Here is a 16,155-nt window from a genome sequence, read left to right on the forward strand (position 1 = left end):
CTCGTTCCGGTGGACCCCCGCTGCCGGCCGGTCCGGTTCTCACCGCACTCTCTCGGACACATCCGTGTGACCTCGACGGAACGGACCCGTGTTCCCCCTGGTACCCCTGTTCCGTCCTGACCGATTCACGAAAGGAAATGGCGTTCCCGCTTTTCGATAATGGCCATCGACAATTGACTTTTCACCCTCATCGGCCCTATTTTGTTATATGACCTCCCGCTGACCCGGGGGTGTCGCACAGGGTTCGCGACTCGTCCGCACGTCTTCCCGGAAGGGCTGGGGAGGCATCCCGGCCCCGGAGTATCCGGGGAGAAGAGTTCGTGAGCAAGCACCACTGCTCCGCCTGGGAGTTGTACGGTTCGGCCACCTTCCTGCGCGTGTTCACCCGCGTGCTCGGATGCGGGCCGTGCTCCACCGACGGAACCGCCCAGGGCTGCGCTCAGCACACCCAACAGTTCTGGGACTACATCGACCTGTGCGTCGAACACTGTCCGTGCTCCGAGCACGGCGGCGATCCGCACGGGGTACTCGCCGTGCGCATGGGGCGGGCCAGGCCCGGCCCCGACGGGGTGGACCGTACCGCCGCGCACCGGCTCCGCGACGCCTTGGACGACGTGCGCCGTGACCGTTCGTACAAGAACCTGCGGCGGGTCTACCCGCACCCGGCGCCCAACGGCAAGGCCCGCAGCGCCTTCTCCGAACGCCCCCGCCGGTGGGCCCAGCGGCGCGACGTCTCCCACGTGGCCACCGACGTGGTCGAGCAAGAGGCCCTGGCCATGCTGGTGCTCACCGCCGGGCGCGGTAACCCCGCCGCCGACCTTCCCGAGGACATCACCCCCGGTGAGTCGGTGTCCTTCACCGAGGACGGCAGCGCCGTTCCCGTGGCCGACCTGTACGGACGACCGATGACCGTGGGGAAGGAACCGCCGATGGTCTCGACCGCCACCGGCGACTACCTGTTGCGCAAGCTGGCCGAACTCGCCTCGGGCAAGGACGCCGACCCGGGGCGCACCCCGGACCAGCGGCGCCGTCTGCTGCTGCGCGGGCTGCTGCCCGAGCTGACCGGAGAGGATCTGGCCCGTCGTCTGACCGGTGTCCTGGGCCGGATGTCCACGCTCATGCCCGCGCACTTCACCCTGGTGCAGCACGCCCGCGGCCGTGCCCGCAGCGCCCCCTACACCCCGGTCCCCGAGACCTCGTCGTGGGAGGAGGACGGCGATCGACGCGAGGTGTTGCGCCGTGACGAACAGCGGTGGTTGTCCTGGCTGGCCCGGGAGCTGACCGCCGAGGCACAGGCCCACCGGGCCGCCTTCGACGCCGACCCCACCGGCTCGCTCGACCTCCTGCTGTGCCGGTTGCTGGTGGAGGGGCCCGCCGTCCCGGAGCGGTGGCGCGACGCGCGGGAGGACCCCGACCTGCGGGCCGACCTCTTGGAGGCGCTGGCCGAGACGATCACCTCTCGGGGCTGAGCCCCGCCCGCCGGAACCGCTCGGTCAGCGGCGGCAGGACCGGGTACTCGGCGAACCCGCCCGCCGACATCACCGCGGTCTCCTCCCAGGGGAGGCGCCGCCGCCACCGGGTGGCCAGGCACAAATCGACCGCTTGGTCGACCTCCCGCCACCGTTCCGGGGAGGGCTCCCCCGGAAGGCGGTGGGCCACCAGCGCCGCGGAGAAGGCGTCGAGCAGTTGCCGGACGCGGCGTTCGTCGGCGTGGACGACCCCGGCGTCGGGTCGCAGCGACAGGTCGGCGGCGCGGGCCCCTCGGTCCACCAGGTACAGCTCGGGGCGCAGGTGGACGCTTCCCATCCCCAACGAGCGGCCCATCCCGATCTTGTGCGCGTGTTCGGGATCGTTCGTGTCCCCTCCGTCGACCGGGTTGTCGAGGAGCAGGGCGCGCATGAGGGCCCCGAGTTCGGCGTCGGTGAGGTTGGCGAAGGTGATCCGTGAGCGCAGGACGAGCCCGTCCCGCAGGGGGACGATGTCGCGGTGGGTCCGGCCGGGGCCTCCTCCGCCCGGCGGCGGTATCTCGATCCCCAGCTCCCTCAGGGAGCGCGCGTCGTAGGGGAAGGGGCCCGTCACCGGCCGGTGACGGTGCAGGTAGATCTTGTATCCGCCCAGGCGCACGTCCCCTTCGTGCGACCAGGTGACGATGTCGGGGCGCTCCCCCTCGTCCGCGTTCGGCCCCTGCACCAGGTAGTTGGCGAAGCAGCCGCGTCGGGGCGAGAGCAGACGTACCCGCAGGACCGTGCCGTCGGGGTGGTCGGGGTCGGTGAGGTCGGCGGCGACGTCGTCCGCGACCGCGTTGCCGAAGGACACCCTCCCCTTGAGGGCCCCGGCCTCCCCCGCGAACACGTCGACGTCGCCGAACATCGCGCGGCACACGTCCACGGTCCGACCGGCCCGGTCGGGGTCCTCGTCCCCGGGCCGCAGCACCGCCTCCGGGACGGCCCTTCGGATCGGGTTCTCGTCGCCGACCGCGATCCGGTAACCGCCCGAACGGCCGAAGGACACGACCCGGTCGGAGGGGCCCACGTCGAACCAGACCGGTTCGAGGCCCCGTCTGGGCAGGCCTCCGCCCCTCCCCCCGGCCACCGGGGGGCGTTCGGGGTCGCCTTCCTCGGTGCCCAACGTGTCGGGGAAGGCCGCCCGTTGGTAGTCGGTGATCTGGGCCGCGGACTCGAACATCTCGATCAGGGCGTCGGGGACGGGGCGACGTCCCCTGCTCCGGTCGGGTGGGAGCGGGAAGAGGTAGGCGTTGCGCCGTCTCTCGGCCGCGACCCCGGTCAGCACGATCAGGGCGGGGACCACCTCGCCGTCGCCCCGCCCCCGTTCGAGGTGGGCGCGGGCCTCCTCCTCGGTGGGGGCGACGGCGGCGACCCCGTCGCGACCGGAGCGGTGGACGGCGTACACCCGGCGGTACTGTAGGCGCCCGTGCGACGCGTGGGTGGTGGGGACGTAGGTCCCGTCCCGGGGCGGGTCGGGGAAGTGGTCGACCCCGAAGTCCCAGGTCGCGAGGCTCTCCCGCAACACACGGAAGGGCAGTTTGAGCGCCCGTCCCCGTTCGCGTCCGAAGGGGGTGGCGGGCACCTCCACGACGTACCAGCGCCCCTCCCGAGGGGAGTGGTACAGGAAGCCCTGCGCGGTGCGGGTCCCCGATCGCCGACGGCGGTAGTGCTCGTGCTGTCGGGCGCGCACCCGGCGGGAGCGCGCGGAGGCGTCGGCGCCGCCCTCCCTCACCGGGGCGCGGAAGAAGAGCATGGGGGTGTCGACCGGTCCGGTCTCGCCGCCGGTGAGCATGCGCAGCGTGTTGCGCACCAGTCCGCGCAGGGAGGTGCCGGGGATCGCCGGCAGGAGCCGGTCCCCGTCCGGGAGCCGGAAGGAGCGCGAGGGCCCCTCCCCCTCCCCGGTCCGGCCCACGAAGGTGGGTGTCAGGGTGGTGAGGGTCAGTTCGATCCAGCCCGTGTTCGTGCCCGGGACGGTGCGGTCGTGGGAGCGCGGCAGGTCGTGGGTGTCGTACCCGTCGTGCAGGACGGCGGCGGGAACGGGGGCCTCGGCCAGCCGGACCAGGCCGTAGGGCGCGGTGGCCCGGCCTCGGGGGCGGGGGGCGGTGTTCCGGGAGACGCGGGCCGCGATGTGTCGGGGGTCCATCCTCAGCCCTCTTCGATCTGATCGCCGGTTCCCACGTCGAACTCCGGCCCGGTGGGCTTGGTCCCGTTGTGGACGCCGGTGAGCCGGTGGAAGGCCACGCCGACCGCGCCGGTGTCGGGGTCCGCGGCCCAGTACTCGCGGACGGTCAACCAGGTCCCCCGGCTCTCCAGCGCGGCCCGGTCCGACCCGGAACGGTGACGGAGGCGACCGGAGAACACCGTCCAAGGGGCGGGCAGGACCGCCTCGTTGCCCGAGGGTTCCCGGGTGATCGCCATCGGTGTCTCCCCCTCCAGGGTGCGTCCGTGGTCGTCGCCGGTCCAGCCCTGAAGGAGGAAGGAGCGGTCGCGCGGACGCAGCCACTCGGGCCCTTCCTCGGTGGAATCGATCGCGATCCATCCCGTGTCGGCGGCCTCGCCCAACCGGATCTGGGCGTGCGCGGAGAAGACCAGGACCTCCAGGATCCGCCACCGGTCGACACCGGGGTCGAGGGAGGGAGCGGACAGATGGGCGGTGCCCGGCCCGTCCGAACGGCGCCAACGGTCTCCAGGGCAGGAGCCGGTGATCCGTCCGTCGCCGAGTTCGGCCAGGAGCCATTGGGGGCCGGGGCCCGCTCCGGACTCGTCCAGGAGTCGACAGCGCCTTCCGTGGACGAACACGTCGTCCAGGACCCCGTCGACCTCCTCCGTGTCGAGCCGGTCGACCTCGACCCCGAACGGGGCGGGCGGCTCGTGGGCGTGGGGGCTCATCGTGATTCGTCCTCCGGTCCGGTGAGACGCGTGTGCAGGGCCCTGACCCAGCGGCGTACGACGTGGGCCCGTTCCCCCTCGGGGTCGGCGAACACGGCCATGAGGTCCACCGGGTCCCCCTCGTCGTCCCCTTCGGTCTCCACTGGGGACGAGGGGTCGCCGTAGGTGGTCAGGACCGCCCGGGTGGCGACGAGCCCCCCGTTGCCGCCGCCGGTCCCCGCGCCCGCTCCGTCGAAGGGTACGGTCGCCAGTTCCCGCACCAGTAGGGCGAGCAGCCCGCGTACGGCGTCGTCGGGTCCGATGACGTCCAGGACGACCTCGGCCGAGCCGCCGCAGTGCGCTTCGGCGGTGAACAGCCGGCCGTCGACGGTGTCGCCGAACAGCGCGTCCACGGTCCGACGCGCGGTGGTCAGCGGCGCCCCACCGGCCAGGACGGGGACGGACCGCAACCGGACGCGGGAGGGCACGGCCTCGCCGTGGTGGGTCGCGGCGGGTTCGGGGGAGGAGGTCCGCGCGGAGTCCGCTCCCCACCAACTCCCGTGCCAGGCCCGCCACCGTTCTCCCGGGGCGCCCAGGTGTTCGGCCGCGTCCCGCGCCAGTCGGCCCCCGATCCGTTTGAGGAGCGCGAACAGGGCCGTGTCCCCGAGTACGGGTTCGACCCGTGTCGCCCCCGTGTCCGGATCGGTGACCACGGGGCGCCGGCGGTGGGAGCGGTCGACCCCGGGGCGTGTGTCCTCCGCCGGATCCCCGCCCACCAGGAGCAGCCCGGGCCGCAACCCCTCCGGTCCGGTGGGGGGCCCGGCCGGCGGGGCGGCGCGTTCGGCCACGTGGAGTTCCATACGGAGCTCGGCGCGACGCGCGCGATCCGGGAGCGCCGCCCGGGCGGCCACGTGCGCGGCGACCGCGTCCCGGCCGTGTTCGCGCAGACCGAGGTCCACGAGGTCGGCCAGCCTTCCGGGGTTCTCGGTGAGCGCCTCGACGCCCTGCCGGTGGCGTTCGGCCCAGTCGCGCGCGTGGAAACCGGACCACCCGCGCGCGTCGGTGAGGTCGTGGCGGCGCGCGGCCCACCGGGTGGCGCGGACCGCCCCGTAGCCGCGTCCGGTACGGGCCCCGATCCCGAGCCCCGGTCCCTCCCCCTCCAGACCGCGGGTCGCCAGGAGCAGCAGGCTCAGGAGTCGGGCCTCGTGGGCGAGAGCGGGGACCCACAGGCGCAGGTGACAGGTGAACAGCGTGCCGGCGGGCAGGATCTCCCGCCGCCACATACGGCCGGGGAGGGCGGCGCCGGTGTCGGGGGCCACCCGGATCCCCGTCCGCACCGTCACCGGGATGGCCTCGGCCCGCTCGGCGTGGGCGTCGTCCAGGTCCAGGGCGCTGGGCGCGAAGACGGGGCCCCCGCCGCCGAACAGGCCGACGGCCCCCGTGTGGTCGGCGCGGGCGGTGAGCTCGTGTCGCAACAGCCCGGCGAGGGTGGTCGCCCTCAGACGGGGCGCGTCCGTGATCGGATCCCGGTCCAGGGGCAGGACCCCGTCGTTCTCGCTCCCGTGCCCCGACACGGACCGCGCCGCCCCGATGTGGGCGTCGGTGAGCAGGCACAGCCGGGCCGTCAGTTCCCAGACCACCGCGGTCGGTCGAGGCAGGTCGGGGTCTCTGGGCACCTCCGTCATCGTGGTCCCTCCTCGCCCCGGCGGGTGCCCTCCCGCGGGGCGCGCACCGCCTCCGCCAGCCACGAGGCGACCCACAGCAGGCACAGCCGTGCCGCGTCCCGGCGTTCCCACCGTTCGGCCCGCTCCGACAGGCCGCTCGGGCGTTCCGCCGGCGGCAGGCCGTCGGTCAGGGCCAGGTCCACGGCGGCGATCCCCCGCGCGTAGGCCGACCCGTGGGCGTCCTCCGGGCGCGAGGAGGCCCACCAGCGAAGGGCCGCCTCCCCACCGGAGAGTCCCGCGAGACGGCGGTGGAGGGCGTCCTCCGGCCCGGCGGAGGCGTCCAGGGTCGCGCGCAGGGCGGTGAGCGTCTCGTCCGGGGAGCGGCGTGGATCGGAGATCACCTCTCGCAGCCGACGCAGGGTTCCGTGGGCGGACGTGGAAAGGGCGCTCGCCGAGGCGCGCGCGTGGTCGCGGACCGGGCCGACGGCGGCGTTCCAGAGCAGGGTGTCGTAGAGATCGTCCGGCCACCGGTCGTGGTCACGGGGGTCGGGCGCCGGCAGGACCCGACCGTCGGTCAGGGTGACGGTGCCCTCACGCCGTTCGGGTCGGGGGGCCGAGGCCTCCGGAAGCGGCGCGGCTCCGGGCGGGGGCGTGGGGAGGAGGACGAACTGGCCGTACCCGTCCACGGCCCGCTCCCCCAACGTGTGGGACTCCAGCTCCCGGACCAGCTCCGGGGTCGGCGCCCGACCGGCCCGGAGTCGGACCACGGATCCGGGCGCGGCGGCCCAACGCTGCGCCATGGGGCCTCGATAGGCGCGGTGGTAGGCGCCCACGAGGACCGGTTCGACGTGGGCGGCCACCACCTCGGGAGGATCGGCCTCGGACACGCGCCGCTTCCAGAGCTCGCGTACCGCCGGCACCAGGGCGTGGGGACGGTACTGCCCCTGCTCCCCCACGGTCAGGGCCGGGGAGATCAGTAGGAGATCGACCTCTCCGCCCTTCCACAAGGGCGTCTCCGGCCGGTCCACCCGATCCGGGGACAGAGGGCGGTCGGGGTCCACCGGGCCCACCTCGACCCCGCCGTGGGCGCGGGTGCCGGCCGCGCCCAGGGTGAGGGACCCGCGGGCCTCGGCGAGCACGTCCAGGATCCGTTCGGCGAGCCCTCGCACGAAGTCGGGATCGGGGCCGCGCAACTGCCACCGGGCCTCGAAGACCTGCCCCGGGTCCAGGCTCGTGGTGAAGAAGGGCATGCCCCGGCCTCGCTCCCCCGAGCTCGAACGGCCCAGGTAGCGCTCGGCGGTGGTGTCCACGCTCGCGCGCCGAGAACGGTCGACGGTCACCGGCTCCCTGAGCGCCCGGTAGGGGACGCCGGGGGCGTCGGTGCCGCCGGCGAACGCGTCCACCAGGGTGTCGCCGTCCTTTCCCGGAACGTACAGGTGGGCGGGGGCCGGGAGGGCGACCACCGCTCCGCCGCCCCCCTCGATCCTGGGGTGGGCCGGGGCGAAGCGCACCCGGTCGCCCCGCGCCACCCACTCGGTCAGCTCGCGTTCGCGTCCGGCCCTGGACAGCGCGGCCGCCAACATGCCCCGTTGGGCCCGGCCGCTCACCACGCCCTCGGAGTCCACACGCAGCGGATCATAGGAGGTCCGTACCGCGACCGAGTCGGTGAGGACGTAGCGCAGCGGAAGGTAGGCGATGGTCTCCTCGGTCGGGCAGGTCATGGGACGACCTCCCCGTCCCCCGACCTCGCGATCCCGGCCTCCGCCAGGGTGGTGGCGTGCGGGTCGGGGTCCTCGGGGAACGCCAGCCGCACGTCCACCCGACCCCTGCCACGCGTGGCCTTGAGCCCGATCTGAGCGGTGGCCAGACAGGCCATCGCCAGACAGCGCCGGTCGTCGGGGGCGGGCGGAACCGACCAGGTCAGGGCGGCGGTCAGGACCAGGCCGGGCGACAGGACGCGGTCGGTGCGCAGCCGGCCCGCCTCGGGCGCCCCGTGAGGACCGATCTCCACCCCCGATTCCAGGGTGGTGTAGGCCTCGGTGACGGAACGGCGCAGCCGGGAGCGCAGGGGTTCGGACCGACCGGCCAGGGCGTGGGCCACCGCTGACCGCACCTCGTCGCCGGTGACCGCGTGCCCCACCCGCAGGATCCGATCCCTCCCGTGGGAACGCCCCCGGCCGAAGAGGCGGTGCACCGTCCCCGCGAACTCCGGGAAGACCGCGGAGGCGGAGACCGCGCCGGCCCTGAGACGGGCGGCCAGCCGGTGGCGGGGCAGATGGGGGAGGCCATGCTCGTCGGTGACCACGTCGGTGTCGGCGGCCGTGCCATCGGCGCTGGAGCCGACGAACAGGGCCGGGGAGACCAACCGCACCAGGATCCGATCCGGTACGCTCATCGGCCCCCTCCCCCGCCCCGGCACGAGGTCTCGGCCAGCCCGGGATCCGCGTACAGGTCCATGACACCGACCGCGTCGAGCAGCTCCCCCCTGCTCCAGTCCTTCGGGAGGGCGACGGGACGCCCGGTGGCGCGAGCCCGTCGGGCCAGTTCGGGGGCGGGATCGGCCCCCGACTCCAGCAGCGGGACCAGGGAGGAGACCAACCAGCCCCGGTTCCGGGCCGTGTCGTCGGCGAGCGGGCCGCCGGCGCGCAGATAGCGGTCCAGGAAGCGGAAGAACTCGCCTCCGCTCATCGGACGGGCGGTGCGCGGAGGCTCCTCCCGCAGGTCCGCCTCCAGTCGCCTTCGTACCCGGTCCACCCCGTCGAAGCGGGTCGTCCAGGCCACGGCGTGCTCCTCGGCGGCGGCCGGATCCTCCTCGATCCGCGCCGCTCGGTCGTCCTTGGCCATACGGCACATCGTCTCGCACAGGTCGTAGCCGAGGGAGAGGGGCGCTCCCACCGGTTGCACCGCGATCCCGACACCGACCGTGGGCACGAAGGTGACGTGACGCCGCCCGCCCCTCACCACGGTCCGTCCGCTCATGCCGCGCGCGGTGGCCAGGACACGGTGCAGGGCCGCACGGGGGTCCTCCGGGTCCTCGATCCGTTCGGGGTCGGCGTCCAGCCACTCCATGGCGTACCGCGTCATGCTCAACGCCAGACGCGCGTCGCACAGGACGGTGAGGTCGTCCCCGGCCACCACGATCGGGCGGACCGGCAACCGGACCGGTCCGGGAGGCTCGTGGTCGAGGGTGATGCGGCCGCCGTGCCACCGGTCCGGCACGTACGGCGCCTCCCCCGGGTCGACCCGGACCGTGGCCGCCACCGCCCGCACCAGGGCGCGGGCCAGCCCCTCGGTGAGGCCGACGATCCTGGTGGACAGGGAGCGCTGGGCCAGGGCCCCCGACCCCGGGCGGTCCGGATCCCCGACCCGGTCCCGGTACTCGGCCAGGGTCGCGCCCAGACCGTTGACGTCCACGTGGACCACCGCGACCCGGCTCACCCCGCCGTGGTCGCGGCCCAGCCGGTCCACCTCCATCGGCAGGGCCAGGTTCGGGTCTCCCGAGGCGGTGACCGCGTCCGTCAGCCAGGCGCGGCTGTGCTCCCGGTGCCACCGGCGCCCGATCCCCCGGGCCCGGACGACGTCGGCCGCCACCCGATCGTGTTCGGAGCGGCTGCTGTCCACCGATTCGGCCGGTCCCCCTCCGACCGAGCAGATCGCCGTGACGCCGTAGCCGTGCGCCGGGGTGTGCAGGGCCGACATGTACCTGCGGGCACGACGCAGACGCGCGGGCAGGACGGCCAGCGCGGTGTCCAGGTCGGGCGCCTCCGGCTCGCCCCCGTCGGCCGGCCCCCGCGCGCCGAAGGGCACGAGGGCCACCACGGGGGTGAGTTCCCCGGCCCGGTCCCGGAGCCTGCGTGTGTAGCGGGAGACGAGGTGGCGAGCGCTCTCCCGGTCCGGGAGGACGGCGGTGAGTGCGCCTCCCGCGTCCCGCAGGATCAGACACCGCTCGGGGATCAGGTCGGCCACGCCGTGGACGGGGTCGGAGGTGTCGGTGAGTTCGGCGACCAGGGCCGCCCGGCCGACCGCGTCCAGGATGCGCCGACCGCTGTAGACGTAGTCCTGGATCCCTCGAAGGTCGACGCCGACGAGGACGCCGTCTTCCGGGGGAGGTTCCTCCGGTCGCGCGTTCGATGTTCTGTGGTGGACGGGGGCAGGGGTCACCGTGGTGTGTTCCTCGTGTCTCCGGGGTCGGAGGCGTGTACGGTCCAGAGGCCCTTCGCGGACGGTGGTACCGGCATCACCACGGATATCAGGAGACGCGCTCCACCGTCATCTCGGTGTCCCCTTCCGGCCATCCCCGGGGAGTGTTCTTCGGATGCTTTCGCCCGGCATCGGCGGAGCCGATCCGTGGCGAGCGGCCGCCGGGCGATCTCTCGCCAGACGACGAGCGAGGGTGCCCCTACTGTGCCCTGCTACGCAGGCTCCGCAGGATCGCACAGCGGGGGCCCGCCCGGGTTCGGCTGTCCGAGCGACGTCGGCGCCGCGAGAGGAAGCCCGGCACCGTGTGAAGCACCGCGCGCGTCAGCGCGACCGTTGAGGGTGGTGGCGGGTGACGGCGCGGGAGGAATGATCCGAAAAACACGAACCAGGATCGCCCACGGACGGTGACTGTCCGAGAGACCACCTTGACGGGCCCGCCCCCGCACCGCTCAAGGACCCGCCGGACGCCTCTTCGAGAAAGGCCGCCGATGCCGACCCCACACCGCCCCGAACCACTCCGGCTCTCCGATCGGGAACGCCCCTCCGCGACCAAGCTCACCGGCCCCGCCCTGGTCCCGGACGATCTCGTGGCCCCCCTGCTCGACCTGGCCCGTTCCCTGCGCGAGCGCCCCGGCGGCCCTCCGACCGTTCCCGGTGAGAGGACCGGCTGAGACATGAGGAAGGCTCCCACCCCCGTCCACGGGGTGGGAGCCGACGGTACACGGCGGCGCGGTGTCCGCCGTGTACCGCACCGATCCCCGCCCGCCGTCCTCGAGCGGGAACCGGTGGTCGTGGGGTCAATCGAACAGGGTGCCGCCGAACTCCTCGGGCTCGGAGGCGGAGCGGACCGAGGCGAGGTCGACCCTGTCCCCGATCCGGCGCGGGCGGTTCGGCTCGGCGTTCCCGGCGCGGGGTGCCGGGACCTCGACCGTCACGCGGCCGCCGGTGACCGTGTCCACCCGGACCGCCCCGAAACCCTGGGCGGTGTACTTGCCGATCCCGGAGAGTTCGAGCAGTTCCAGAAGGACCTCGAAGGTCGGTCCGGGCCGTCGACCTCCCGTCCCGTGGTCCAGCCGGAGACCGCCCAGCCAGCCCAGCACGGTGCGTTTCTCCGCGTGGGCGTGTTCGGCCAGTCGGACGTCCTCCCCGGGCAGGGGGCTTCGCCGGACCCGGGCCAGCTCGACCAGGGCCTCCTCCAGCCAGGGGGTCGCCAGATCCCTCGGGGCGAAACGGGCCACCGCGCCCAGGGCCCCGCTGCCACCGACGATCTCCCCGCCCGAACGGTGCACCGCGCCGAAGAGACGACGCGGGGTGGGCCAGATGTGCGGGATCCGTTCGCCCGCGTTGTCACGCGTGGTGGTCACCACCGGGGTCAGCGCGTGCACCTCGGCCCCGCGTACGGTCACGGGGCCGGGCTCGGAGGTGAGCATCTCGGCGTAGGAGCGTTCGAAGGTCGGGGTGACCGAGAGCGGCTCCAGGAGATGGTCGCCGATCCGCTGGGGCACACCGATCAGATCGGCGGGGTCCAGCGGCGCGGAGACGTCGTCCAGCCAGGTGAGGGTCCAGTGGTACAGCCGGTTCCCCAGGGGCAGGGGCCAGCCGTTCATCGCCCAGCGTTTGGCTGCGGTGTGCTCCCGTTCGGACTGGGGCCACCAGTGGTTGAGCAGGCCATGACAGTCCTCCGGGCGGATCGGCCGTGCCGTGTCCGCTCGATCCCTCAGGATCACGGTCCACCGTCTGGGCACCGGCCCCACCCCTTTCCGCGGTCGTGACGGCGGCCGCCCGCCGTGCTCGCCCTGCCGGGTACTCCTCTCGGACAGTCCCGGCCCGCCCCGTACGACGATCCCTCCGGTACGGGATCGCGGGACGGCCGCGACCATGGTGCCCGCTCGGGGCGACTTTTCCACATCTGCCTCGCCAGAAAGAGGTGGACTCTTGTCCATCACCCGTCGCGGGGACCACAATGAGCGGGCCCATCCTCCATCTCGAACGGAGCGCTCATGCCCCGCCCTCGCCACACCCTGGACCTGGACGTCCTGGACCGGGAGGCCCTCCTCGACGCCATCGACGGGGTGTACCGGGCTCTGGCCGCCGCCCGTTTCGACGTTCGAGGGCGACTCCTGGTCCCCGACGAGGCCGAGCTGGAGCGACTGGAGGAGCGGGCCCGCGAACTCGGTCTGTCGGCCTCCGACCCGCACGACGCCCGGGAGGAGGTTCCCGGCACGCGGACCCTGGAGCTGCTGTCGGGCGAACACCTCGTGCCCGGAGCGCGCTACCTCTACACCGAGACCGTCCCCGAGTCGGAGATCGCCGAACCCGACGAGGTCGGGGAGGGCGAGGAGGAGGTCGACGGCTGGGTGGGCACCGATCTGGCCGTCGTCTCCTGGGAGACGGACGGTCTGCGCGCCTTCGACTTCGCCATGCGGGACGATCCCGCGCGGTCGGGGTTCGAGGAGGCGACCACCACCGGCCGGGTCGAGCACGACCTGCCCGCCGGCACCCTCACCGTACGCTCGCGGACGCGGTTCCCCACCCCGGGAGGCCTGCTCCGTGAGGGCTCCCGGATGCTGCGCGTCGACGTCGAGGTGACGATCGACCTGCCCGGCTGGTTCGCGGCCGCCGCGGGTGAGAGGGCTCTGGAGCCGATCCGTCTGGAGGTGTCCCATCCCCTGGTGGGCGTCTCGGGGCGGGCCGTGCCCGGAGCCGAGAGGGAGGGGCGTTGGCCGGTGGAGGCCTGGCTGGACGTGCGTGGACGCGGCCTGGCCCGCCCCCTCGTGGCGGTGACGACCTGGGCGATGCTGCGTTCACTGCGCCGTTCACCGGACCGGCCGGTCCAGGAGTGGACGGAACGGATGCGCCGGGAGTGGGCCCGTATCGCGCGAGGGCTGCCCGGTGTGCCGGCCTTCCTCGACGAGGTGACGGCCGCGCTGGCCCGGGCCGGGGAGACCGGATCAGTCACGGTCGGCCCCTCGGCCGGTGAGGGAGCGGACCCGCATCTCGGTGAACCGGGCGTTGCCCCGCTCGGAGGAGAGCAGGCTGCACACGATGGCGCAGAGGAAACCGATCGGCACCGCGACCAGCGCGGGGTTCTCCAGGGGGAAGACGTTGATGTCGATCCCGACCGGCAGGAGTGACAGGCTCTCCCCCGTGCGGGGGTCGACCTTGCCGGACACCACCGGTGAGAGCAGCATGAGCAGCAGGGTGGCCGCCAACCCACCGTAGATACCGCCCTCCACCCCGGCGGTGTTGAACCGGCGCCAGAACAGGGTCAACACGATGACCGGCAGGTTGGCCGCAGCGGCGATCGCGAAGGCCAGCCCCACCAGGAAGGCGACGTTCTGCCCCTGGGCCTGGACCGCCAGGGCGATGGCGACCGCCCCGATCACACAGGCCGAGAGACGGGCCACCCCCATCTCCTGGGACTCGCGCGGCCGCCCCCACATGAGGATGTGCCCGAACAGGTCGTGGGCGATCGAGGACGAGGAGGCCAGGGTCAGGCTGGCGATCACCGCGAGGATGGTGGCCAGGGCCACCGCGCAGATGAGGGCGAGCAGCACCGCGGCGCCCACCGGCCCGGCGGCCCTCCGACCCAGCTCCTCGGCGAGCAGCGGGACCGCCGAGTTGCCCGAGGGGTCCGCCGCCATGATGCGTTCGGAGCCCACCAGGGCGGCCGCGCCGAACCCCAGGGCGAGGGTCATCAGGTAGAAGGCGCCGACCAGGGCGATGGTGCGGTTGACCGAGGAACGGGCGGCCCTGCCGTCGGGGACCGTGTAGAAACGGATGAGGATGTGGGGCAGCGCGACCGTCCCCAGGACCAGCGCCAGGCCGAGGCTGATCAGGTCCATCTTGTCGAAGAAGGTCCGTGCGCCCTCGCCCGGCACCTCGACCCCGAACCGCAGCCCGGGTTCGAGGAAGGCCTGTCCGTGACCGCTCGCCTCGGCGGCCCCGCTCAACAGCGCGCGGGGGTCGAAGGAGAACACGGCCAGCACCATGACGGTGAGCAGCCCGGTGGCCGAGAGCAGCACCACGGCCTTGATGATCTGCAACCAGGTGGCGGCCTTCATCCCGCCGTACATGACGTAGACGATCATCAGCACGCCGACCAGGACGATCGCCCCCGTCCGCGCCTCGGCCGCGCTCATCCCCAGGAAGGTGCCGCCGTCGCGCAGCCCCAACAGGAGGGACACCAGGGCGCCCGCTCCGACCATCTGGGCGACCAGGTAGAACACGCAGACGGTGACGGTGGAGATGGTGCAGGCCAGCCGGACCCGCATCCGGCGCATCCGGAAGGCGGGCAGGTCGGCCATGGTGAAACGGCCGGTGTTGCGTGTCAGTTGGGCCATGGGCAGCACCAGGAGCCAGGCCACCAGGAAGCCGATGGAGTACAGGAGACCGTCGTAGCCCTGGAGCGAGATCATCCCGGCGATGCCCAGGAAGGAGGCGGCGGACAGGTAGTCCCCGGTCAGGGCGAGCCCGTTCTGGGTTCCGGAGAAGCCCCGACCACCGGCGTAGAAGTCCACGGCGCCCTTGGTGGTGCGCCTGGCACGGACCGTGATGACCAGGGTGACCAGGACGAACAGGGCGCACAGTCCGAGGGTCCAGAGGTGGGTGACACCGAGCGACCCCACGATCGCCTCGGTCGGGTCCGCGGGCAGGGAGGGCATCAGTCGATCACCCGCCCCTCGACGTCCTCCTCGAACCCGACCCGGAGCTCCTCGGCCAACGGGTCGAGGGTGCGGACGGACAACAGGTGGAAGGCCCAGGCGAGCAGGAAGGTGAGCGGAAACTGCCCGATTCCCAGGAGCAGCGCCACATTGATCGGCCCCATAATCGGAATCCCCATGAAATCGCGCGCGTAGGCGGAAAGAAGAAGATAGGTCATGTAGCCACCGAGGAAGAGCACGACCAGAATGGCGGTCTGAACGGCGAACCTCCGCCGGAGCATCACGAAACGCGGATCGATCGACACACGTTCGCAGACGCGTGCCGTATCGGCCTCGAGCCCGCCACGGGAACGCGTCTCCCCTCCTCCGGGCCGGTGTCGTTCCCCTTCTCGCACATCACGCCTTTTCGGCGTGCCCTCCATGTATTCGACCACGGTCGTCCCCCAACGATCGCTCCCGCCACCGCGGACGGTCCGGTTCGTTCCCGCGCGCCGTTCCCCCACGGCGCACGGCCCTGCCCGAACGCCGTCTCGGCGTCCGGCGCACGGGGCGGATCGGTCGTCTCGATCCGGCGTGTTCGCGTTCGTATCCGCCGGTCACGCCCCGATGGGCCATCACACTAACCACAGCCCGCCCGCCGTGTTCACAGAATGCATAAAACGGCCGACCGGAGAATAACCGCACCGAAAATAGGGAATCGGACGGAACACCTTCCGAAACCACGGCGGAACCCATCGGGGCCCGGCGCCGCGCGACGGGGATCACAACCGAACACCGTGAACGGAGGGCCTGGTCACCCGGGGCACGCGCGTCGCTCGAAGGCGCAGCGACCCTTCCGTCTTCGCTAGGCTTCGGGGCGACCCCGAACACCAAGGCGGAAGGCCGGCTCTACACCGGCCTCCGCTTTCGTACAGGTGTATGATCACGGGGTCCGCACTGTTCACGCCATATCGAAGGGAAATCCCCGCCGTGGTCACCGAGGTCTTCACGCGCAAGTACTGCGATCCCCACGCCGTTCGCGAGGAGAAGGTCGAGGCGACTGAGGTCGTCCAGTTCGCCTGGGAGGGCTCCGTTCGCGAGGTCGACGCCTGCGATGAGTGCTTCAAGGAGCACGAGGCCCGCTTCGAGCCCCTGGTCGACTACTCCCGCCCGGTGAAGAAGCGTCGCGCCACCAAGAAGGCGTCCCCGGCTCCGGCCGAGACCGCCGAGACGGCCGAGAGCGCCGACGCGGACAGCGACGACAAGTAGAACCCA

General features: G+C 73.0%; 12 protein-coding genes. 3 read left to right on the forward strand and 9 right to left on the reverse strand.

The annotated features are described in order from the left end of the window. Positions 1-320: 320 nt before the first annotated feature. A complete protein-coding gene (locus D451_RS0117645; protein ID WP_017535422.1) occupies positions 321-1,469 on the forward strand; it encodes a hypothetical protein in 1,149 nt (382 codons plus the stop codon). Here D451_RS0117645 and D451_RS0117650 read toward each other — a convergent pair. From D451_RS0117650 to D451_RS0117675, 6 genes are read right to left on the reverse strand one after another with little or no spacing between them, the layout of a single operon-like run. After that, entirely contained in the window at positions 1,453-3,648 is a 2,196-nt protein-coding gene (locus D451_RS0117650; RefSeq protein ID WP_017535423.1) for a TIGR03986 family type III CRISPR-associated RAMP protein, read from the reverse strand. The genes D451_RS0117645 and D451_RS0117650 overlap by 17 nt on opposite strands. Positions 3,649-3,650: 2 nt before the next feature. Continuing rightward, entirely contained in the window at positions 3,651-4,394 is a 744-nt protein-coding gene (locus tag D451_RS0117655) for a hypothetical protein (RefSeq protein WP_017535424.1), read from the reverse strand. Further along, a complete protein-coding gene (locus D451_RS0117660) occupies positions 4,391-6,058 on the reverse strand; it encodes an RAMP superfamily CRISPR-associated protein (RefSeq protein WP_017535425.1) in 1,668 nt (555 codons plus the stop codon). The genes D451_RS0117655 and D451_RS0117660 overlap by 4 nt, the downstream gene beginning before the upstream one ends. Further along, positions 6,055-7,758 (reverse strand): hypothetical protein, encoded by a 1,704-nt coding sequence (locus D451_RS0117665; protein WP_017535426.1) that lies wholly within the window; start codon positions 7,756-7,758, stop codon positions 6,055-6,057. Before D451_RS0117665 ends, D451_RS0117660 begins: the two co-directional genes overlap by 4 nt. Further along, positions 7,755-8,432, reverse strand: a complete 678-nt coding sequence (locus tag D451_RS0117670; protein ID WP_017535427.1) for a hypothetical protein — start codon at positions 8,430-8,432, stop codon at positions 7,755-7,757. Before D451_RS0117670 ends, D451_RS0117665 begins: the two co-directional genes overlap by 4 nt. Beyond that, the gene (locus tag D451_RS0117675) at positions 8,429-10,198 is read right to left on the reverse strand and encodes a hypothetical protein (RefSeq protein ID WP_017535428.1); all 1,770 of its coding nucleotides are present in this window, start codon (positions 10,196-10,198) and stop codon (positions 8,429-8,431) included. Before D451_RS0117675 ends, D451_RS0117670 begins: the two co-directional genes overlap by 4 nt. Before the next feature lie 527 nt (positions 10,199-10,725). On the opposite strand from D451_RS0117675, the gene D451_RS0117680 reads away from it, so the two are divergent. Beyond that, positions 10,726-10,908, forward strand: coding sequence for a hypothetical protein (locus D451_RS0117680; protein WP_014912436.1), 183 nt, complete (start codon positions 10,726-10,728; stop codon positions 10,906-10,908). A 126-nt stretch (positions 10,909-11,034) separates the two neighbouring features. On the opposite strand, the gene cas6 is transcribed toward D451_RS0117680, so the two are convergent. The 3 genes from cas6 to D451_RS0117700 form a co-directional block, all read right to left on the reverse strand. Further along, on the reverse strand, positions 11,035-11,982 hold the full coding sequence (cas6, locus tag D451_RS0117685; RefSeq protein ID WP_017535429.1) for a CRISPR system precrRNA processing endoribonuclease RAMP protein Cas6: 948 nt from the start codon (positions 11,980-11,982) through the stop codon (positions 11,035-11,037). 1,206 nt (positions 11,983-13,188) lie between these two features. Next, positions 13,189-14,901: a solute symporter family protein gene (locus tag D451_RS0117695; protein WP_017535431.1), complete on the reverse strand. Its 1,713-nt coding sequence runs from the start codon at positions 14,899-14,901 to the stop codon at positions 13,189-13,191. After that, a complete protein-coding gene (locus D451_RS0117700) occupies positions 14,901-15,335 on the reverse strand; it encodes a DUF485 domain-containing protein (RefSeq protein ID WP_017535432.1) in 435 nt (144 codons plus the stop codon). Before D451_RS0117700 ends, D451_RS0117695 begins: the two co-directional genes overlap by 1 nt. A 535-nt stretch (positions 15,336-15,870) precedes the next feature. Between D451_RS0117700 and D451_RS0117705 the strand changes: the two genes are divergently transcribed. Continuing rightward, positions 15,871-16,149, forward strand: coding sequence for a hypothetical protein (locus tag D451_RS0117705; RefSeq protein WP_014913543.1), 279 nt, complete (start codon positions 15,871-15,873; stop codon positions 16,147-16,149). Positions 16,150-16,155 lie beyond the last annotated feature (6 nt).

Source organism: Nocardiopsis alba DSM 43377 (assembly GCF_000341225.1).
Lineage (GTDB): Bacteria > Actinomycetota > Actinomycetes > Streptosporangiales > Streptosporangiaceae > Nocardiopsis > Nocardiopsis alba.

What these genes read in the sequence shown, in the direction of transcription:
- D451_RS0117650 (WP_017535423.1), bottom strand. Translation starts at nt 3,648, where the DNA reads ATGGACCCCCGACACATCGCGGCCCGCGTCTCCCGGAACACCGCCCCC.
- D451_RS0117655 (WP_017535424.1), bottom strand. Translation starts at nt 4,394, where the DNA reads ATGAGCCCCCACGCCCACGAGCCGCCCGCCCCGTTCGGGGTCGAGGTC.
- D451_RS0117660 (WP_017535425.1), bottom strand. Translation starts at nt 6,058, where the DNA reads ATGACGGAGGTGCCCAGAGACCCCGACCTGCCTCGACCGACCGCGGTG.
- D451_RS0117665 (WP_017535426.1), bottom strand. Translation starts at nt 7,758, where the DNA reads ATGACCTGCCCGACCGAGGAGACCATCGCCTACCTTCCGCTGCGCTAC.
- D451_RS0117670 (WP_017535427.1), bottom strand. Translation starts at nt 8,432, where the DNA reads ATGAGCGTACCGGATCGGATCCTGGTGCGGTTGGTCTCCCCGGCCCTG.
- D451_RS0117680 (WP_014912436.1), top strand. Translation starts at nt 10,726, where the DNA reads ATGCCGACCCCACACCGCCCCGAACCACTCCGGCTCTCCGATCGGGAA.
- D451_RS0117695 (WP_017535431.1), bottom strand. Translation starts at nt 14,901, where the DNA reads ATGCCCTCCCTGCCCGCGGACCCGACCGAGGCGATCGTGGGGTCGCTC.